This window comes from Natrinema marinum (assembly GCF_024296685.1).
In the GTDB taxonomy this organism is placed as follows: Archaea; Halobacteriota; Halobacteria; order Halobacteriales; family Natrialbaceae; genus Natrinema; species Natrinema marinum.
In genome coordinates, this window is record NZ_CP100763.1 from 1,815,032 (window position 1) to 1,833,370 (window position 18,339).

Below are 18,339 nucleotides of genomic sequence, written 5' to 3' on the forward strand. Positions count from 1 at the left end.
GGTGTCAGTCCTGGCCTCAGATACCGGGAATCAGCTCGAGTTTGCCGACCGCGTAGAGGGCCGCGAGGACGACTGCCGCGACGATACCCACCCGGACGGCCAGTTTGATCGCGATTCGGATCGCGATGACGGCGACCGCGAAGACGGCGAGGGCGGCCAACACCAGGAGGATCGGCGGGGCCGACAGTATTGCATCGATCATATGTCCCCTCCCGCACTGCACGGACGTAATCTTTCTGGATATCGTGATTTTCAACCCGTGGTGACTGACACGGCGGCCGTCCGTCGGAACCGGCGAGAGCGCAAAGTAGTGAAAGAGAAAACCGCCGGCAAGCGACGCGATCCCGTCTCTCCCGGCCACTTTCAGTCCGGTCTGAAAATCGTTAAGGGAGTCGGCGACGTAGGACTCAATGACCACACAGGCGGCCGTCTCGTCGGCCGGGGGAAACGAGAAACGAAAGGTCACAGAGACATCTTTGAAATTGAATTTGTGCTACTACAAGAAAAGTAGGACAACAACACCACGTTTTATGATGGATGCATGAATACCGAACCTTCGTCACGAATGATGAGAGCAAGGACTCGGATTGACGCCAGAATCACCATGCTGCAGCGGTATTGCGACGAGGTGGCCCGCGCATGAGCGACGCAGAACTCTCCGCGGCGGATCTCACGCTTCCGATCAAACGCACCGAGGGGGAGACCCTAGAGAAGCGACTGACCGACAACGCCTACCAGAACATTCTCCCGGCCCGATATCTCCGCCGGAACGCCGACGGCGATCTGATCGAGGAACAGGAGGACCTCTTCGACCGCGTCGGCAAGAACATCGCGCTGGCCGAAGCCGTTTACGAAGCCGAGAAGCGCGACGTAGAGATCACCGTCACGCCCGATCAGCTCAAGCCCGACCACCCACGACGGGACGAGCTCGCCGAGGAAGTCTTCGGTGACGGGACCACGGTCGAAGACGACGCCGAAACGGTGCTCACCGAGCGCAACGTCAACAAGCTCGCCTACGAGACGCTCGTTCCCGAGCTCCCCGACGAGGTACGCGAACACGTCGAAGACGTCGCCGAGACCTTCACCGACGGCATGGAGTCGCTCTCGTTCATGCCGAACTCGCCGACCCTGATGAACGCCGGCGACGAACTCCAGCAGCTCTCGGCCTGTTTCGTCATGTCCCCCGACGACGACCTCTCGGACATCCACGAAACTGCCAAGAAGGCGGCGGAGGTCTTCCAGTCGGGCGGCGGCGTCGGCTACGGCTTCTGGCAGCTGCGCCCCTACGGCGACGCGGTCGGCTCGACCGGCGGCATCGCGTCGGGGCCGATCACCTTCATGCGGACCTACGACCAGCTCTGTGAGACCATCGCTCAGGGCGGCACCCGCCGCGGCGCCCAGATGGGCATCATGCGCGTCTCCCACCCCGACGTCATCGAGTTCATCCACGCCAAGAACAAAGACGTCTCGCTGGCCCACTGTCTCCGTCTCAACGACCCCGACGACTACACGTACACGAGCTTCAGCGAGGCCCTCGAGGAGGCCCGCGACCTGATCGACGACGACGGTCGCGTGCCCAAGCACCTGCGCAACGCGGTCGAGGGCCACCTCTCGAATTTCAATATCTCCGTCGGCGTCACCGACGGCTTCATGGAGGCCGTCCAGAACGGCGAGGAGTACACCTTCACCAACCCGCGCACGGAGGAGCCCCACATCGCCACCGAGGAGACCAAGGAGATGTACAGCCGCTACGACCTCGGCGAGCACGTCGAAGTCGGCGACCCCCTCTCGATCCCCGCGGAACTCGTCTGGGAACGCATCGTCTCCGGTGCCCACGAGAACGGGGAGCCGGGCGTCATCTACCTCGAGCGAGTCAACAAACAGCACTCCTTCGACATCGAAGAGCAGGAGGACCACCGGATTCTGGCGACGAACCCCTGTGGCGAGCAGCCGCTGGAAGAACACGAGGCCTGCAACCTCGGGCACATCAACCTCTCGACGCTGGCGGACCTCGATGCGCCCGACTGGCGCGTCTGGGCCGACGAACACGGCGACGAGTACGACTCCCAGGAGGCGGCCGTCGCGGCCTTCCTCGAGGAGGCCATCGACTTCGAGGAGTTCGACGAGCGCATCGAGTACGGCACGCGCTTTTTGGAGAACGTCGTCACGATGTCGGACTTCCCCGTCCCGGAGATCGAGCAGAAGGTCCGGGACATGCGCAAGATCGGCCTCGGCGTCATGGGGCTGGCGCAGCTGTACGTCCAGCTCGGCATCAAGTACGGCAGCGAGGAGGGTAACGAGGTCGCCCGCCAGCTGATGACCCACATCAACCACGGCGCGAAGGCGACCAGTCACGAACTCGCGACCGAGCGGGGTTCGTTCAACGACTGGGACGACTCGAAGTATGCGACCCCGACCGAGTACCGCGAGTGGTTCGAGAAGCAGACCGGCGAGGACGCCGACGACTGGGCCGAGGGCTTCCCGATCCGCAACCACAACGTCACGACTATCGCACCGACCGGGACGACCTCGATGGTCGGCAACACCACCGGCGGCTGCGAACCGATTTACAACGTCGCCTACTACAAGAACGTCACCGACGACGTGCAAGGCGACGAGATGTTGGTCGAGTTCGACGACTACTTCCTCCGAACGCTGGAGGCCAACGACATCGACGTGGACGCGGTCAAGGAGGAAGCCCAAGAGCAGATGGCGACCAACCAGTTCGACGGCGTCGAAGGGCTCTCGACAGTGCCCGACGCGATCGGCGAACTGTTCGTCATCACGAGCGACCTCTCGGCGAAACAGCACGCGGCGGTCCAGTGTGCCTGCCAGCACGGCGTCGACTCCGCCATCTCGAAGACGGTCAACGCGCCCAACGAGTCCACGCTCGAGGACGCCAAGGAGGTCTTCGAGTGGGTCTACGAGAACGGCGGCAAGGGCGTCACCTACTACCGAGACGGCACCCGCAGCAAGCAGGTGCTGACCACGCGCGCCGACAACGCTGACTTCGCCGACGAGACCGAAGCGGCCGAGGCGCTGGTCGAGCAGATCGACGAAATCTTCGGCGGCTTAGAGCAGTTCCTCGAGAGCCAGGAGGTCCAGGACGTGCTCGAGGAAGACGTCGGCGCGCTGCTCGGCGAGGCCGAGCCCGCACAGATCGACTTCACCGAGAAGCGTGAGCGACCGGATGCCTTACAGGGCGTCAGCCAGCGCATCGACACCGGTTACGGAAAGATCTACGTGACGATCAACGAGGACCCCGAGACCGGCCAGCCGTTCGAGCTGTTCGCCAACATCGGTCACTCCGGCGGCTTCACGAACTCCTTTACCGAGGCGCTGGCGAAGGTCATCTCGACCTCGCTGCGCTCGGGCGTCGACCCCGAGGAGATCGTCGACGAGCTCTGTGGCACTCGCTCGCCGAAGGTCGCCTGGGACAAGGGCGAGCAGATCCAGTCCATCCCGGACGCCATCGGCACCGCGATGCGCCGCTACTTGGAGGGCGAAATCGACAAACCGTACCCGAAACAGCAGACCTTAGAGGAATCTGCCGACGCTGAGATCGCCGACTACGACGGCCCCAAGACCGATGGCGGCGCGGCCGCCGCCGAGAGCGGACCCGCGGACGCCGACGATACGACCCAGGACCTCATCGACGCCGGCGAGTCGCCCGAGTGTCCCGACTGCGGGTCGATGTCGCTGTACTTCTCCGAAGGCTGCAAGACCTGCGAGTCCTGCGGCTGGAGTGAGTGTTGAGCGCTGACTGAGGTCGTTTCACGGTATTGTTTTGCTGTCGTTTTTCTCGCCGGACTCGTACCGGACCGCCGGAAACACCACACTTAGCATCGACCGCCGTGAACGCTGTCGTATGAGCGCCGACGGCGGGGAGGGCTCCGCTGGTGATGCCGACGCGGACGGCTCGAGCGACCGAGCAGCGGGGAGTCCGCGCTGTCCACACTGCGACGCGGCGATGTTCAAACGCCACTGCAAGTACGTCTGTCCCCAGCACGGAGTCATCATCGACTGCAGTGATCCCTTCCGGTAGGATTCAGCGTCCGACTCGAGTCGTGAGTCGGCCGGAACCCCTACAAGACGACGGTCGGTGGTTGCTGTCAACGATCTCTATGTCTGCACAACCGACGATCCTCGTCGTCGACGACGAGCGGGAACTCGCCGACCTCTACGCGATGTGGGTCGGCGAAGATTACGAGGTGATCACTGCCTACGACGGACGAGCCGCGCTCGGACAGGTGAGCGACGCGATAGATGTCGTGTTGCTCGACAGACACATGCCCGACATCACCGGCGACCGTGTTCTCGAGGAGATTCGAGCGGCGGGCCACGACTGCTGGGTGATCATGGTGACCGCGGTCGACCCCGGACTCGACATCGTCGAACTCGACATCGACGACTACGTCACGAAACCCGTGACGCGGACGCAGCTGACGCGAATCATCGAGAACCTCCGTGTGCAGTCGCGCTACGGTGACGACGGTCGGCGAGAACTTCGATCGCTCTCGAACAAGATGGAGACCCTCGAGGACGAACACTCCGTCGAAGAGTTAGCCGATACCGAGGCCTATCAGGACCTCGAGTCGGATCTGAAGGAGCTGAGCGGTTCGCTGGTCGAGGACCTCGACGGCGAGTGAGCCGCCGAGCGAGAGCCCGTATCTCGGGCGCCGCTGAACCTCTCGGACCGTGTCTTCGATTTTAGGTGTCGGTCGAGCGGCTCGTCTCGTCCGTCCGTTCCGGTCGCGTTCGACGCCGGGTTCGAACCGCGCGGTACGCCGGCCCGGCCAGCAGGAGTCCGGCAGCGACAGCACAGGCTGCCGAGAGCGCGATTCCGAACTCGCCGAACCCGCTCGAGGTGAGCGTCGCCGCCGACGCGCCGACGACGACCGCGGCGGTCGTCCACGGCAGTTCCCCGATGGCTGTGCCGATGACCAGATGGCGGGGTTCGACGTCGCTGACCGCGGCGGCACACGTCGCCACGTCCGACGGGATCGGAGCCAGCCGGGAGGCGGTGACGCCCCGCAGCGGCCCCGTCGCGTCGTAGTAGTGCGTCACGGTCTCGCCGGCGCGCTCGAGGAGTCCGTCGCCGTCCGCACCCTCGGTCGGCGACGCCGTCGATGCGGCGCAGTCGGTCTCGGTCGCTCGAGCGACCGCGGCGTCGTCCGCGACGAGCCAGCGGGCCACGAAGAAGACCGGCAGGACGGTCACGACGACGCCGGCGAGCGCGATCGGGACGCCGGCCGCGACGCCGAAGCCGTAGCCGACGATCGCCGCCAGCGGCGTCGTGGGCCAGGCCAGCAGCGGCCGCACGAGGTAGAGTCCCGCGACGACGAGTCCGAACAGGGCCGGCTCCGCCGCCAGCGAGTCGACGGTTCCGAACAGCGTCGATGGCGAGACGAGCAGCCCCGCGGCGACCATCCCGACTACTGGGATCGCTCCCGCGAGCGCGCGCGTTCGGACCGCCGGCAGTGTCATCGGTCGGAACTGTCCCTCGAGCGTTGAAACCTTTGTGTCTCTCGCGAGCGCGGGCGGGCTCGAGGCGGCGGTGTAGGGGGTGACCGAAGCCACCGCTGGTACTCGCGTGTCGGCGGTGCGAGCAGTCGGTGAACCTGTCACCAGCGGGCCGGATCGGTCGTGTGACCCGGCCGCAGTCTCCGACCCAAAGGAAAGGGCTTTTATAATCACACTGGATACGATTGAGTGCAGACAGAGACCGCGAGCGTGGGTAGCCAAGCCAGGCCAACGGCGCAGCGTTGAGGGCGCTGTCCCGTAGGGGTCCGCCGGTTCGAATCCGGTCCCACGCATCGCACAGGTGGCTGAGCTCCACCGCAACCGATGCAGGTGATTTCCCTTCGTGGACATCACCCACGCATAATCCTTTCCGACGCTACACCGACGAGCGACAGTTCCGTCTCCCACGGAACGGCCGGCACGGTCGAAGACCACTGCCAACGGCCGCAGTCACACGGACCGCTCGAGCCCACCGTGGTAAGATTTAACACACTGTTCGGTGGAGGCGCGACCATGGTTCGCAGAGATCCGTACACGCCGGAGCAAAGACGGTTCGAGTGTCGCGACTGCGACTACGGAACGACGGCGGCCAGCCACCAGCCGACGTGTCCGAGCTGCGGCAGCGAGGTGCGAAACGTGGTCACGCAATAGGTCGAACCCGCCTCGCTCACTGTTACCCGGCGCGAGGCGCGACCCGGCGATCCGTCGGCGAGTGCCGAGTGGCGACCCAGTGAGCGGGGCACTGGCCCGATGGCCGCCGTAGTGGGACCGAGACGGTAACTGCTTTCCCGCTACGCTCGAACGACCACGCATGGAGTACGTTCCTCGAGAGCGCGTGCGCCTGCTGACCGGCGTGTTGAGCGTGGTGTCGTTGGCGGTGGTCTTCGCGGCCGCGGGCGGCCGGATTCCGTCCTCGAGCGTGCCGGCCACGCCGGAGTGGGTGCTCGAGACGATTCCGCTGGTCAACGCCGTCATCAGCGCGGCCGCCATCGGAACGATCGCGGTCGGCTGGCGGGCGATCCGACGCGGGAACGTCGAACGCCACCGGATTGCGATGCTCTCTTCGTTCGGGCTGTTCGTGGGGTTTCTCGCGCTGTATCTCTACCGGCTGACGGCCACCGGCGGCCCGCAGCCGTTTCCCGGCCCCGAGGCGGTCTACCAGTTCGTCTACCTGCCGCTGCTCGCGATCCACATCCTGCTGGCGATCGTCTGCATCCCGCTGCTGTACTACGTTCTGTTGCTCGCGTTCTCGCGGCCGGTCGCGGAACTCCGACGGACGAGCCACGCCCGCATCGGTCGGGTCGCGGCGACGCTGTGGCTGGTCTCCTTTTCGCTCGGTATCGTCGTCTTCGTGTTACTCCACGTCGTCTACTGAGCCGAGCCCGACGGACCGCGGATTAGTCCAAAATGTCGCCGATACGGCGGGGCTCGCCCTGCAGGTTGGGCTGCTCGGCGACGATCTTCAGCACCTCGTGATCGGTCACGTCGTAGTAGGACTTCTCGGTGGCCTCTTCGACGAGCGCTTTCTCGAGGCGAAATTCCGTGCCTTCGTAGACGACGTCGACGCCGTCGTCGTCGAACGCGAGCGTAGTCATGTCCGGGGGTATGCGGTGGGGGTGTAAAAGGGAGGCGGGTCGGCTCGCCACGAAACCGGCGCGAACGGGGGGAAGGAGCAGCCAGGCGTCAGACGGACGACTGACGACGCGCGAGGTTTATTAGGCGGTGTTCCCTTTGGATGCGAGTGTGGCCTTCAGCAGGGATCCCCTCGACGAACTCGTCGTTCCCGACGGGACGGAAGCGCAGGAACGCGACCTCGTGACCGACGGGGATGTCTTCGTGGGCGGTCGAGCGACCGTCGAGTTCGGCGTCCGCGGCCGAAACGTGCTGGCCGGCGAATCCGCCGAGTTCGGCGGCGCGATCGAGGCCGACGGCGACTGCCGGCTCGATATGTGGTGTGACGTGGCCGAAAACGTGCTGGTCGGCCAGGACGCCTACATCGGCGAGCGGGTCCACATCGGCGGCAAACTGAAAGTCGCCGGCGATCTTGATATCGGCGACGACGTGGAGATCGAGGAGGGGTTCGAGGCCAACGGCTGGATCGTCATTCGGAACCCGATGCCGACGATCGTCTTCCTGTTCGTCTACCTCAAACACCTCCTCCTGATCGGCGAGGAAGACGCCGCCCAGCGGGTCATCTCCGAACTCGTGGACGACGACGACGACGCGCCCGAAGCGGAGCCGCTCGTGATCCCCCGCAACGCGACCGTCGGCGACGACGCCTGGCGCGTCTCGACGCCCGCAACGATCGGCGACGACTGCCGACTCCACGGCAACGTCCGCGCGGAGACGATCGACGTCGGCCAGGACTGCAACATCTTCGGCAGTCTGCGGGCCCGCGGCGACATCACCGTCGGCGAGGGAACCCGAATCCACGGCGATCTGACCACCCGCGACGGCGACGTCACCATCGCACGCGACGCGCGCATCCTCGGCGACGTCTCCTGTGACGACCTCGAGCTCGGCCCCGACGCCGAGATCGACGGCACGATCCGAGCCGACGGCGAGATCACGATGGGGACGACCGAGCGCGAACGCGAGTAAGCTGGCCGCTCCGCAGCGATCGGTTTCGGTGTCGATTCTCCGCTCGAGTGTGCCGGACTGTTCTGAACCGCCCTCGGAAGCCGAACAACACCCGAACCTACCGCGTTACGAGCGACGCCTTCTATCGGCGATTTTGACCCCTATTCTTAATACTGATAATATGATAGGGGACGACAGGCATGTTACAGTCAACCACACACGGCCGATGGAGGTATCCATGCGATCGATCGTGCTGACGAAAGGCGTCCCCGACTTCTCGGAGGGTGCCGTCTCGTTCGACGAGGACGGGCACTTAGAGCGGGGGAAGACGCCGACGGTGATGAACCCCAACGACGCGTTCGCGCTCGAGGCCGCGCTCCAGACGAAGGTACGTCACGGCGGCGAGGTCAGCGGGATGAGTATGGGGCCGCCGGGATACGCCGACGTGCTGAGAGACGCGATGGAGTCGGTCTACACCGACGACAGTTACCTGCTCTCGGACCGCGAACTCGCCGCCTCCGACACGTGGGCGACGGCGATCACGCTTTCGGCCGGCCTCGAGAAGTACCAGGAGGAGGTCGCGGACATCGACATCGTCTTCGCGGGGTTCAAGACGGCAGACGGCGAGACCGGCCAGACTGGGCCCCAGACCTGCTGGGCGATGGACTGGCCGATCGTCACGCACGTCATCGCGCTCGACATCGATCCCGACGAGCGGACGCTGCGCGCGAAACGGCTCGTCGAGGGCGATATCGACGAGATCGAGACGGTCGAAGCGCCGCTGCCGTGTTTCGTCATCACCGATCCCGAGTTCGAGCCGACCTATCGAAAGGCTTCCCACCGGCTAACGCACAAACAGCTTCGGGCCGAGACCGAAGAGCGAGCCGCCGAACACGACGAGCACCTGACGACGTGGGACCACGTCGACCTGAACCTCGATCCCGACTACATCGGGCTCGACGGCTCGCCGACGATCGTCTCGTCGGTCGATCCGATCCCCAAAGCACCGTCCGAGCGGGAGGCGACGATGATCGACCCCGACGACGGGATGGGCGACGTACTCGAGGAGATGCACCCCTACGCCGCGGAGGCGGGTGATTGAGATGACGATCGATCCGAACGACCACACCGTCGACGAACTGACCGAGGAACTCGAGGCGGTAGACGACGAGGAGGAACTGACATCGGTCCTCGAGGCCGAACGCTCCGGCCAAAATCGGACGACGGCCCGCGAGGCGGTCCGCGATCGGCTCGCGGAGATCGGTGCCGACCTCGAGGGGATCGAGGCGGGCACCGAGACCGAAGGCGAGTACGAAGGGACGAAAGAGGACGTCGGCGACGAGGCCGACGGCGAGGAAGCAACTGAGACGGAGTCGGCCGACGAAGCCGAGACGGAATCGGCAGACGGGGACGAAGCCGACGCGGACGACGAACTCGAGGAGGACGACGACCTCTCCCATCCCACCCGCGACAAGCGACATGTCCGCGCGCTCGCGGACGGCGAGTACGCCGACATGTGGGTCTTCTGTGAGACCCAGGGCGGCGAGTTGCTCGAGGTCTCGAAGGAGATGCTCGGCAAGGCCCGCGAGTTGATGGACCAGTTCGCGGCGGATTACGGTGACGAAGAGCGGGTCGTCGCGTTCCTGATGGGCGACGACTGCGAGGGGCTGGCCGAGGAGTGTATCGCCTACGGGGCCGACGTAGCGGTCTACCACGACGACCGCAGGTTGGAACGGTTCCTGCACAAGCCCTACACCGAGATTTCGTCGCACATGGCCCGCGGCGAGGGCACCGTCGAGAGCACCGACTGGCGCGACTACGACAAGCCCCGGTACGTGCTGTTCCCGGCGACGAACAACGGACGGGACCTCTCGGCGAAGGTGCAGGCCGAACTAGACTCCGGGCTGGCCTCGGACTGTTCGGACCTCTTCATCGAGGAGAACGAGGTCTCGAACCCGGTCAAGACCGGCGAGCCCGGCGTCAAGAAGACCTTCGAGAAGGTCCTGCACATGAAACGGCCGGACTTCTCGGGCTTCGAGTACTCGACGATCCTCTGTCTCGACAATCCGGGCCGGGAGTTCCACCCGCAGGGCTGTTCGGTCATCCCCGGCAGCTTCGAGCCGATGGAGCCCGATCACGACCGGAACGGGCTCGTCGTCGAACACGACATGGAACTGGACGACGACTGGTTCCGCGTCGAGATCGAGGAGTACGACCGGCTCGAGGCCGGGATCGACCTCGCCGGCCACGACGTGATCGTCTGTCTCGGCCGCGGGATCGCGGACGCCCCCACCGAAGGGATGGAACTCGGTCTCGATCTCGTGGACGCCTTCGAGAACGCCGAACTCGGCATCACTCGCGGGATCGTCACCTCCTCCTACCAGTTCGAGGGCCACGTCGAGGAGTACTCGAAGGAGGAACGCCAGATCGGCGAGACGGGCCAGGTCGTCGCGCCCGACCTCTACATCGCGGCGGGCGTCTCCGGCGCGGTCCAGCACAAAGTCGGCATGGACGAATCCGACACCATCGTCGCGATCAACACCGACACCGACGCCCGCATCCGGGACTTCTCGGACTACTTCATCGAGGGCGACCTCTTCGAGGTCCTGCCGCGGCTCACCGAGGCCGTGAAATCGGGTGAGACGGCCCTCGAGCCCGAAGCCGTCGCCGACGGAGGTGGTGACGATGACTGACGACTACGAGCACTACGAGGCGGTCGTCGTCGGCTGTGGCCCCGGCGGGGCCGCGGCGGCGTCCCGGCTGGCTGATCACGGCATCGAGACGCTCGTACTCGAGCGCGGGGCCGAAGCGGGGTCGAAGAACGTCTCCGGCGGACTGATCTACGCCGAGGACTCCGCGCCGTACACGATCGACGACCTCTTCGACGGCTTCCGCGAGGCGGCCGCCGAACGACCCGTTACCGACTACTACATCCACAACGTCGCCGGGAACACGGTCAAGACCTACGACCTGGTCGACCTCCACGAGCACGACACCGACTGGTGTGACGCCGTGTTGCGCCGCGAGATGGACTCCTGGCTCGAGGCCCGCGTCCACGAGAAGACCAGCGAGACCGGCGGCGGGGTGTTGACGAACGTTCGGGTGAACGGCCTCCTGCGCGAAGGGGGCGAAATCGTCGGCGTCACCTGCGACGAACTCGACCCGATCAAAGCGGACCTCGTCGTCGCGGCCGACGGCGTCAACTCCGAACTCGCCCGCGATGCCGGCCTGATGGACTGGGAGGAGCCCGACGAGTGGTTCCAGGGCGTCAAGGCCGTCGTCGACATGGAGCCCGACGCGATCGACGATCGGTTCGACCTCGAGCCCGACGAGGGGGCCGCCCACCTGTTTTCGGGCGATCTCTTCGAGGACGTTCGCGGCGGCGGCTTCCTCTACACGAACGAGGACTCGCTGTCGATCGGGACCGTCTTCCACCTCGACAGCCTCGTCGAACAGGAGGCAGAGCCCCACGAACTGCTCGACGCCCTGCTGACCCATCCGTTGCTCGCGGGCTGGTTCAAAAACGAGTACCACGAACGCGAGTACGCGGCGAAGCTTGTTCCCGACTCGAAGAAGGTGGCCCACCGAAGCCCCTACCGCGACCGGCTCGTCCTCGTCGGCGACGCCGCCGGCCAGATGCAGGCCCAGGGACCGATCATCAAGGGGATGAACCACGCCATCACCGCCGGCGCGCTCGCGGCGGACGCCTTCGCCGTCACCCGCGGCAGCGCCGATTCCGAGGCCGCCGGGCGACGGTACGCGAAGATGCTCGAGGACTCGGGCACGATGGACAAGCTCCGGCCCCGGCGCTACGAGCTCAGCCGGACCGTCGGCGAAAACGATACCGTGACCGCGGCGATCGAACGGGTGCTCGACTCGCCGGTCGGCTCGCTGGCGGTCGGAAACCCGATCGCCGACCGGCTGCTCGAACGCGCCTACAACTCGCCGTTCCTCGTGTCGATGCTGCCCGACACGAAGACCGGCTACGTCTCCCTGCCGACGCTGATCGCCGAGGAACACGGTAAGACGATTCATTGGGAGAACGAGATCGAGCCGCCGAGCCTCGAAGAGCGGATCGGCGAGTTGACCTACGACACCGACGTGGGCAACCCACACATCGAACTGCTCGACGAGTCGTTCGACGCCAGCGGCACGGCGGTCACCGCCTGCCCGGTCAGCGCCGCGGACTTCGGCGGCGGCTGCTACCGCTCGGAGACGGTCAAGACCAACGGTACCGCGGAGACCCTGGTCAGTCTCGACACTCAGCCCTGCGTCGAGTGTGGCACCTGCGCCATCGTCGCCGACACAGAGTGGGAACACCCCCGCGGCGGCAAGGGCGTCGAGTACCGCGAGGGGTAACGTGAGCCGATACGGCCCCCGGATCGCCGCACTGGCTCGCCGCGCCGAGCGCGAGCGGGCGGCGCTCGAGGAGAGCGAGGCGCGAAGCGCTCGAGAATCGCAAAGCGATTCTCGCAGCCCGTCAGAAGTGCTTCACACTTCTGAGGACGCCCCGGACGGGCGAGCGGGGAGCGAAGCGACCCGCGAGACGGAGGCGACGCCTGCCGACGCCGACGAGTATCTGCGCGACGGGGCCGGACAGGCCGTCTGGCTCTACGTCGAGGCCCGCACCGGCGGCCGGCTGGTCCCGTTCAGCGAGGCCGAGTTCGACGCGCTCGAGCGCGCGATGAACCGCTGGCTCGAGTGTTACGCCACCTGCCACGGCGTCGACCTCGAGGCGTCGTTTACGGTCCGGGAAGCGGCGGAACTGTTGCTCGAGACGCGCAACATCGTCGATACGGCACAGCTGTTGACCCGCGTTCCCGAGCGCCGGCCGGCGTCGACCCCGACGGGGTGACGGCCGGGCCCCCTCGCTGTCGCCCGCGCGCCACGAGCCGAAAATCGAGCGAAAGACGCGTCTCGAATCGGCCCGCACTTGACTCCCACGCAGTAGACGGGTATTCGACTATTCCGGTTGAGCACAAAGTCAGCTTGATGGCACGAGACGATCGGTTATCCCGACGGCGGATGCTCAAGCTGACAGGTGTCGCGACATCGACGGCGTTCGTCGCCGGTTGCGGCGGTGGCGGTAACGGTAACGGCAACGGTGGTAACGGCGGCAACGGCGGTGGCGGTAGCGGCTACGAGATCGAGCCCGGAACACAGATCGATTTCAGCGGCCAGACCAGTTACTGGGAAGGGCTCGCACCATCCGATATCGAGGGCGAGCAGAACCCGACGCTGATTCTCCAGAGCGGCGAAACCTACGAGATCGGCTGGTCGGAAGGCGACGGTGCCGCTCACAACATGGAACTGCGCAACTCGAACGGCGAAGTCGTCGACGAGTACACCACCGGTGATCCAGTCACTGATCCCCAAGACCAGTTCATTGAGTTCGAGGCGACCGACGAGATCGCGACCTACAACTGTCAGCCCCACCCCGCGATGGAAGGCGAGATCCAGCTCCAAGACGGCGGTGGCGGCGGTGGCGGCGGCAACGAAACCGGAAATGAGAGCGGGAACATGACCGGCAACGAGAGTGAGAACATGTCCGACAACGAGAGCGGGAACATGACCGGCGGCAACAACACGACCGGGTAAGAGTTCGCCTCCGTCGATCGGTTTCGCTGGTACAGACGAGACGGTCAGTAGATGAGTTCGTCGTCGTTTTCGACCATGTACAGCGTCCGCGCGGCGATGTTGACCGTGTGATCACCGACGCGTTCCAAGTCGCGGATCGTCAACAGCAGCCGCGATACGTCCTGTAGCAACTGTTCGACCTCGTCCGGCGACTCGAGTTCGCGCTCGATAAGGTCCCGGACGACGATCTCGCTGGCCCGCTCGGCGAACTGGTCGAGTTCGTCGTCGCGGTCGGCGAGCGCTCGGCACCGCTCGGTGTCTTCAGTGTCGTAGGCGACCATCGCCTCCTCGAGCATGTCGAGGGTGAGTTCGCCCATCTCCTGGACGTCGACGTCGGGGAACAGGTCCCGCTCGGCGTCGATCGTGTACTCGCCGAGGTTGGTCGCGAGGTCGGCGACCCGCTCGAGATCGGTGATGATCTTGAACGAGGCCGCGATGAACCGCAGGTCGCTCGCGACCGGCTGTTGCAGCGCGAGCAGGTCGATACAGTCTTTCTCCAAGTCGAGGTACATCCGGTTGATCTCGCCGTCGCCCTCGATCACTTCGCGGGCGAGTTCCTCGTCTTTCTGCTCCAAGGCGTCGAGCCCCATGCGAAGGCGTTCCATGACGACTTCGCTCATGTAGAGCACGTCCTCGCGAAGCTCCGTGAGCTTCTCCTGATAGGATTTTCTGGCCATGATTCACGCACCTTTCCGGGCGAAGATATAGCTTGTGCTCACCGACGATCGAGCCCCCCGCGAGGGCGCGCGAGTACGCCACACACTGGCTTGAGGACGCCCTCGGAAGTATTGCCACGGAGAGAACTATTATACAATCGTTCCGCAATTCTACAATGAAGAATACAATCGATGCCTAATTCTATACTAATACCAACAGACGGGAGCGAATACGCCGAAAATGCATCCGAAGTCGGATTCGATTTGGCAGAACGAATGGGGGCGACCGTTCACGCGCTCGCTGTCGGCGACGTGAACCTCACGGAAGTCTCGTCGGTGGGCGGCGGACCGCCACGAACGAAAGACGACGTGACGAAGATCGCCGCGAAGTGGGCCGACGAGCTCACCGCGAGCGCCGAAGCCCGGGGACTCGAGGCGGAAGCGGTCGTCCGATCGGGAACCCCCGCCGACGAGATCGTCGAGTACGCGACGGAGATCGACGCCGACATGATCGTCATCGGCACGGCAGGTCGGAGCGGCTTCGAACGGCGGATCCTCGGGAGCGTCACCGATAAAGTCGTTCGAACGGCCCCGCTTCCGGTCGTGACGGTCCGCCCGGACGGGAGCGTCGACGCCGCCTGAGCTCCCGCGTGCCGACGATGATCGACGGGGACGCGCCAACCGGTCGGCGGTGATCGCCGCCGCAGCCGCTACTGGAACCGCTCGAGGACCGCCTGTGCGGTCGGTGACGGAAGCCCCATCTCGGGCACGTACTTCATTCCGAGCAGACCGCCGAGAATGACGGCGACGGAGAAGACCGACACCAGCAGATTCGCGAGTAGCCAATCGAACGAGAGCCCGTACAGCACGTGATTGAACGGCGCGAACAGCCGAACGCCGCCGGTCAGGAAATCGAAGAGGATGTGCGAGCCGTAACCGATGGCGGCGGCTCTCCAGGGACCGAAGTACGAGAGTAAGACGACTACGACTACCGCGGCGGACAGCGAGTGGGTTAGTCCTCGATGGGTCCACAGGACGCCGTCGACGTAGCCGAGTTCGACCAACGGATGGAAGACGACGATGTCGATATCGGGGAAGGCGGCGGCCAGCGCGGTCACGAGGTACGGTTCGGGTCGTCGCGACCGGAACACGATCAGAACCAGCGCGAGACTGACCAGGATGTGCGCCCCGTCGGCGACCATGTGCAACAGTAACACGATCCGTCGACGGATAAGCTCGCGGACGGCACTCGCCACTGAACGGCGTTAGGACTGTCCGGTCCGGAGAGACTGACTCGAGAGAACGGAGACGACGCAAGAATCGAGACCCGTGTGCCGACGACCCGCGTCGATCGGCCTCGCTGGGGCCTACCCGAACTTGCCGGTAATGTAGTCCTCGACGCGATCGTGCTCGGGGTTCTCGAAGATCTTCTCCGTGTCGTCGAACTCGACCAGCTCGCCGCCGGTGAGGAAGACGGCAGTCTTATCGGAGATTCGCGCGGCCTGCTGCATGTTGTGGGTGACGATGACGACCGTGTACTCTTCGGAGAGATCGTCGATCAGGTCCTCGACCTGCGAGGTCGCGACCGGGTCGAGCGCGCTCGCGGGCTCGTCCATCAACAGCACGTCGGGATCGACCGCGATCGCGCGTGCGATACACAGCCGCTGTTGCTGGCCGCCCGAGAGACCGAGCGCACTTTCGTCTAAGCGATCTTTTACCTCGTCCCACAGGGCGGCGCGACGGAGCGCGTCCTCGACGATCGCGTCGTAATCGCCGTCGATACCCTGGACCTCCAGTCCGTACGCGACGTTGTCGTAGATGCTCTTGGGGAACGGGTTCGGCGCCTGAAACACCATTCCGATCTTGCGACGGAGCACGACCGGATCGACATCATCGTCGTAGACGTTTTTCCCCTCGAACAGCAATTCCCCGTCGATCCGTGCGGCGTCGACGAGGTCGTTCATCCGGTTGATACACCGGAGGAACGTCGACTTTCCGCAACCGGATGGCCCGATGATCGCCGTAACCTGCTTTGCTGGGATCTCGATGTCGATCGACTGCAGCGCCTGCACGTCGTCGTAGTAGACGTCGAGCGATTTCGACTCGATGACGGTCTGACTCGCGCTCGAGGGCGTACCCGAACGACCGTCGACATCGATCGACGAGTCGACCAGGGGCTCGCTCGTCGGATCGGAACCGTCGAGATCGTCGCTCGCGAGGTCCGCTCGCCCCTCGTCGGTCGGTTGGGTATCGGTACGGCTGTTCGGGTCAGTCATAGGATCTTGTGACATGGGTCAGTCTCGGCGTTGATACTTGTTACGAATGATGATGGCAGCGCCGTTCATCAGCAGTAGCACGACCAGCAGCGTGACGACGCCGGCCGCCAGCACGCCGTGTCGGAACGCCGCGTCGATCTCGCTCGACCAAGTGTAGATCTGGCGAGGCATCGCGCTGAACTTGTTCGTGAACGAATTCGGGGCGAGCCGGACGACGGCCGGTGCGCCGATGAGAAGCAGCGGCGCCGTCTCGCCGATCGCCCGTCCCATCGCGAGGATGTTCCCGGTCATGATCCCCGGCAGGGCCTCCGGGAGGACGACGTTGCGAGTCGTCTGCCACTTGGTCGCGCCCATCCCGTAGGACGCCCTCCGCATCGAGTCGGGGACAGCGCTGATCGCCTCCTGCGAGGAGATGATAACGATCGGGAGGATGAGCAGCCCGACGGTAAACCCGCCGACCAGTGCGGTCCCGGAGCCGAGGCCGCCCCAGCGGATGAACAATGCGAGTCCGAGGACACCGTAGACGACCGACGGGACACCGGCGAGGTTGCCGATGTTGACCTCGATCAGGTCGACGAGGCGGCCCCATCGGCCCCGTTCCGGCGCGTACTCCTCGAGATAGATAGCGGCACCGACGCCGACGGGGAACGCGGAGACGATGATCACGAGCAGCATCATCACCGAGCCAACCAGCGGCGGGTAGAAGCCGGCGTCCTCGGGGGTTCTCGAGGGGGCACTCGTCAGGAATCCCCAGTCGAGCCACGAGTTCGGTCCGGCGAAACCGAGGGCGTCCGTCACGAAGACTCCGGCGACGATCCCGCCCGCGACGAGCAGCGGGAACGCGAGCCCGCTGACGCCGGCTCCGCGGCGAACGACACTCTCGACGTAGAGCCCGACGGGAACGGCAGTGACCGCGACGAGCAGCATCCAGACGAACGGATCGATGCCGACGACGGGCGCGGCACCGAAGCCGATCGCCGCCGCGAGCAGCGTCAGCACCGCCGCGGTAACGCCGGCGCGGTCGTCCTCGCGCTGTCTGCGCACGAACCAACCGGCGGCGACCGCGACCGGCAGGACGAACGAGGCGAACAGCGCGATCGATTCCGTGGGCAAGACGGGCAGCGAGAGAATGACTCTCGGAATCAGATAGAGCGCAAGAACCGGAACGGCGACGACCACGAGCAGTCGCTCGAGGTCAGCCGTCGGTCGTGCTCGGCTGTGCGCGTAGACGACGGTCCCGGCCACGAAGAGTGCGACGAGGATCGCGAGCCACCGATAGACACTGACGATGTGTTCGAACGTGATGAACACGCCGCCGGTGAGCAACAGCGAGACGACCGGGAGGCCGAGGGCGATAGTTGCGGTTTCGCCGGCGCGTGTGTCCCTCGTGTAGTAGTAGCCCGTTGCACCGAGCAGGGGGAGCACGACCGTCACACCGAACGTCAGTAGCCAGCCGCGGTCAGCCGTAAGCGGCTGGAAGGCGTCGAATGCGACGTACACGAGGAGGACGAAGACGGCCAGCAGGGCGAGCAACGTCGCACCCAGACAGAGCGCCTTGAACGCTTGGCCGCGAATCCGACTGACTGCTTCGTCCGTCCCGTACCAGCCCCCGGTTCCGGCCTGCTGTTCGGTCGCCATTAGCTGTACACCTCCGTCATCGCCTCGAT

19 protein-coding genes and 1 tRNA gene are annotated in these 18,339 nt (G+C 65.2%); 13 read left to right on the plus strand and 7 right to left on the minus strand.

Going from position 1 to position 18,339, the window contains the following annotated elements; all coding sequences use genetic code 11:
• Positions 1-16: 16 nt before the first annotated feature.
• The gene (locus tag NKH51_RS08940; RefSeq protein WP_254765133.1) at positions 17-202 is read right to left on the minus strand and encodes a hypothetical protein; all 186 of its coding nucleotides are present in this window, start codon (positions 200-202) and stop codon (positions 17-19) included.
• 437 nt (positions 203-639) lie between these two features.
• Between NKH51_RS08940 and NKH51_RS08945 the strand changes: the two genes are divergently transcribed.
• From NKH51_RS08945 to NKH51_RS08955, 3 genes are all read left to right on the plus strand, one after another.
• Positions 640-3,756 (plus strand): adenosylcobalamin-dependent ribonucleoside-diphosphate reductase, encoded by a 3,117-nt coding sequence (locus NKH51_RS08945; protein WP_254765034.1) that lies wholly within the window; start codon positions 640-642, stop codon positions 3,754-3,756.
• A gap of 112 nt (positions 3,757-3,868) precedes the next feature.
• Entirely contained in the window at positions 3,869-4,045 is a 177-nt protein-coding gene (locus NKH51_RS08950) for an HVO_2523 family zinc finger protein (RefSeq protein WP_254765035.1), read from the plus strand.
• A 79-nt stretch (positions 4,046-4,124) separates the two neighbouring features.
• Positions 4,125-4,649, plus strand: a complete 525-nt coding sequence (locus NKH51_RS08955) for a response regulator (RefSeq protein ID WP_254765036.1) — start codon at positions 4,125-4,127, stop codon at positions 4,647-4,649.
• Between the two features lie 61 nt (positions 4,650-4,710).
• On the opposite strand, the gene NKH51_RS08960 is transcribed toward NKH51_RS08955, so the two are convergent.
• Positions 4,711-5,487 carry a TVP38/TMEM64 family protein gene (locus tag NKH51_RS08960; RefSeq protein WP_254765037.1) on the minus strand — a complete coding sequence of 259 codons (777 nt, stop codon included), beginning with the start codon at positions 5,485-5,487 and terminating at the stop codon, positions 4,711-4,713.
• A 244-nt stretch (positions 5,488-5,731) separates the two neighbouring features.
• Between NKH51_RS08960 and NKH51_RS08965 the strand changes: the two genes are divergently transcribed.
• The 3 genes from NKH51_RS08965 to NKH51_RS08975 all read left to right on the plus strand — a co-directional run bounded on the left by NKH51_RS08965 (position 5,732) and on the right by NKH51_RS08975 (position 6,898).
• A tRNA-Leu gene (locus NKH51_RS08965) sits at positions 5,732-5,816 on the plus strand.
• A 220-nt stretch (positions 5,817-6,036) separates the two neighbouring features.
• Positions 6,037-6,174, plus strand: a complete 138-nt coding sequence (locus NKH51_RS08970) for a rubrerythrin-like domain-containing protein (protein ID WP_254765038.1) — start codon at positions 6,037-6,039, stop codon at positions 6,172-6,174.
• Positions 6,175-6,334: 160 nt separating this feature from the next.
• Positions 6,335-6,898: a DUF420 domain-containing protein gene (locus tag NKH51_RS08975; protein WP_254765039.1), complete on the plus strand. Its 564-nt coding sequence runs from the start codon at positions 6,335-6,337 to the stop codon at positions 6,896-6,898.
• A gap of 22 nt (positions 6,899-6,920) precedes the next feature.
• Here the strand turns inward: NKH51_RS08975 and NKH51_RS08980 are convergent, their stop codons facing one another.
• Entirely contained in the window at positions 6,921-7,118 is a 198-nt protein-coding gene (locus NKH51_RS08980; protein WP_254765040.1) for a DUF5800 family protein, read from the minus strand.
• A 148-nt stretch (positions 7,119-7,266) separates the two neighbouring features.
• On the opposite strand from NKH51_RS08980, the gene NKH51_RS08985 reads away from it, so the two are divergent.
• From NKH51_RS08985 to NKH51_RS09010, 6 genes are all read left to right on the plus strand, one after another.
• Positions 7,267-8,124, plus strand: a complete 858-nt coding sequence (locus NKH51_RS08985) for a polymer-forming cytoskeletal protein (protein ID WP_254765041.1) — start codon at positions 7,267-7,269, stop codon at positions 8,122-8,124.
• Between the two features lie 217 nt (positions 8,125-8,341).
• Entirely contained in the window at positions 8,342-9,205 is an 864-nt protein-coding gene (locus tag NKH51_RS08990) for an electron transfer flavoprotein subunit beta/FixA family protein (protein ID WP_254765042.1), read from the plus strand.
• Between the two features lies 1 nt (position 9,206).
• The gene (locus tag NKH51_RS08995; RefSeq protein WP_254765043.1) at positions 9,207-10,796 is read left to right on the plus strand and encodes an electron transfer flavoprotein subunit alpha/FixB family protein; all 1,590 of its coding nucleotides are present in this window, start codon (positions 9,207-9,209) and stop codon (positions 10,794-10,796) included.
• On the plus strand, positions 10,789-12,462 hold the full coding sequence (locus tag NKH51_RS09000) for an FAD-dependent monooxygenase (RefSeq protein WP_254765044.1): 1,674 nt from the start codon (positions 10,789-10,791) through the stop codon (positions 12,460-12,462). The genes NKH51_RS08995 and NKH51_RS09000 overlap by 8 nt, the downstream gene beginning before the upstream one ends.
• Position 12,463: 1 nt before the next feature.
• Positions 12,464-12,958, plus strand: a complete 495-nt coding sequence (locus tag NKH51_RS09005; RefSeq protein WP_254765045.1) for a DUF8055 family protein — start codon at positions 12,464-12,466, stop codon at positions 12,956-12,958.
• Positions 12,959-13,128: 170 nt separating this feature from the next.
• Positions 13,129-13,701 carry a hypothetical protein gene (locus NKH51_RS09010; RefSeq protein ID WP_254765134.1) on the plus strand — a complete coding sequence of 191 codons (573 nt, stop codon included), beginning with the start codon at positions 13,129-13,131 and terminating at the stop codon, positions 13,699-13,701.
• 44 nt (positions 13,702-13,745) lie between these two features.
• Here the strand turns inward: NKH51_RS09010 and phoU are convergent, their stop codons facing one another.
• A complete protein-coding gene (gene phoU / locus NKH51_RS09015) occupies positions 13,746-14,417 on the minus strand; it encodes a phosphate signaling complex protein PhoU (protein ID WP_254765046.1) in 672 nt (223 codons plus the stop codon).
• A 171-nt stretch (positions 14,418-14,588) separates the two neighbouring features.
• Here phoU and NKH51_RS09020 point away from each other — a divergent pair, with 171 nt between their 5' ends.
• Entirely contained in the window at positions 14,589-15,038 is a 450-nt protein-coding gene (locus NKH51_RS09020; protein ID WP_254765047.1) for a universal stress protein, read from the plus strand.
• Positions 15,039-15,106: 68 nt separating this feature from the next.
• Here NKH51_RS09020 and NKH51_RS09025 read toward each other — a convergent pair whose 3' ends face one another.
• The 3 genes from NKH51_RS09025 to pstA form a co-directional block, all read right to left on the minus strand.
• Positions 15,107-15,598 carry a metal-dependent hydrolase gene (locus NKH51_RS09025; RefSeq protein WP_254765048.1) on the minus strand — a complete coding sequence of 164 codons (492 nt, stop codon included), beginning with the start codon at positions 15,596-15,598 and terminating at the stop codon, positions 15,107-15,109.
• Between the two features lie 165 nt (positions 15,599-15,763).
• Positions 15,764-16,687 (minus strand): phosphate ABC transporter ATP-binding protein PstB, encoded by a 924-nt coding sequence (gene pstB, locus NKH51_RS09030; RefSeq protein ID WP_254765049.1) that lies wholly within the window; start codon positions 16,685-16,687, stop codon positions 15,764-15,766.
• Between the two features lie 3 nt (positions 16,688-16,690).
• Positions 16,691-18,310 carry a phosphate ABC transporter permease PstA gene (pstA, locus tag NKH51_RS09035; protein WP_254765050.1) on the minus strand — a complete coding sequence of 540 codons (1,620 nt, stop codon included), beginning with the start codon at positions 18,308-18,310 and terminating at the stop codon, positions 16,691-16,693.
• Between the last annotated feature and the right edge of the window lie 29 nt (positions 18,311-18,339).

What these genes read in the sequence shown, in the direction of transcription:
- NKH51_RS08980 (WP_254765040.1), bottom strand. Translation starts at nt 7,118, where the DNA reads ATGACTACGCTCGCGTTCGACGACGACGGCGTCGACGTCGTCTACGAA.
- NKH51_RS08970 (WP_254765038.1), top strand. Translation starts at nt 6,037, where the DNA reads ATGGTTCGCAGAGATCCGTACACGCCGGAGCAAAGACGGTTCGAGTGT.
- NKH51_RS08955 (WP_254765036.1), top strand. Translation starts at nt 4,125, where the DNA reads ATGTCTGCACAACCGACGATCCTCGTCGTCGACGACGAGCGGGAACTC.
- NKH51_RS08995 (WP_254765043.1), top strand. Translation starts at nt 9,207, where the DNA reads ATGACGATCGATCCGAACGACCACACCGTCGACGAACTGACCGAGGAA.
- NKH51_RS09010 (WP_254765134.1), top strand. Translation starts at nt 13,129, where the DNA reads ATGCTCAAGCTGACAGGTGTCGCGACATCGACGGCGTTCGTCGCCGGT.
- NKH51_RS09025 (WP_254765048.1), bottom strand. Translation starts at nt 15,598, where the DNA reads ATGGTCGCCGACGGGGCGCACATCCTGGTCAGTCTCGCGCTGGTTCTG.
- phoU (WP_254765046.1), bottom strand. Translation starts at nt 14,417, where the DNA reads ATGGCCAGAAAATCCTATCAGGAGAAGCTCACGGAGCTTCGCGAGGAC.
- NKH51_RS08960 (WP_254765037.1), bottom strand. Translation starts at nt 5,487, where the DNA reads ATGACACTGCCGGCGGTCCGAACGCGCGCGCTCGCGGGAGCGATCCCA.
- NKH51_RS08975 (WP_254765039.1), top strand. Translation starts at nt 6,335, where the DNA reads ATGGAGTACGTTCCTCGAGAGCGCGTGCGCCTGCTGACCGGCGTGTTG.
- NKH51_RS08940 (WP_254765133.1), bottom strand. Translation starts at nt 202, where the DNA reads ATGATCGATGCAATACTGTCGGCCCCGCCGATCCTCCTGGTGTTGGCC.
- NKH51_RS09000 (WP_254765044.1), top strand. Translation starts at nt 10,789, where the DNA reads ATGACTGACGACTACGAGCACTACGAGGCGGTCGTCGTCGGCTGTGGC.
- pstA (WP_254765050.1), bottom strand. Translation starts at nt 18,310, where the DNA reads ATGGCGACCGAACAGCAGGCCGGAACCGGGGGCTGGTACGGGACGGAC.
- NKH51_RS08950 (WP_254765035.1), top strand. Translation starts at nt 3,869, where the DNA reads ATGAGCGCCGACGGCGGGGAGGGCTCCGCTGGTGATGCCGACGCGGAC.
- NKH51_RS09020 (WP_254765047.1), top strand. Translation starts at nt 14,589, where the DNA reads ATGCCTAATTCTATACTAATACCAACAGACGGGAGCGAATACGCCGAA.
- NKH51_RS08945 (WP_254765034.1), top strand. Translation starts at nt 640, where the DNA reads ATGAGCGACGCAGAACTCTCCGCGGCGGATCTCACGCTTCCGATCAAA.
- NKH51_RS08990 (WP_254765042.1), top strand. Translation starts at nt 8,342, where the DNA reads ATGCGATCGATCGTGCTGACGAAAGGCGTCCCCGACTTCTCGGAGGGT.
- pstB (WP_254765049.1), bottom strand. Translation starts at nt 16,687, where the DNA reads ATGTCACAAGATCCTATGACTGACCCGAACAGCCGTACCGATACCCAA.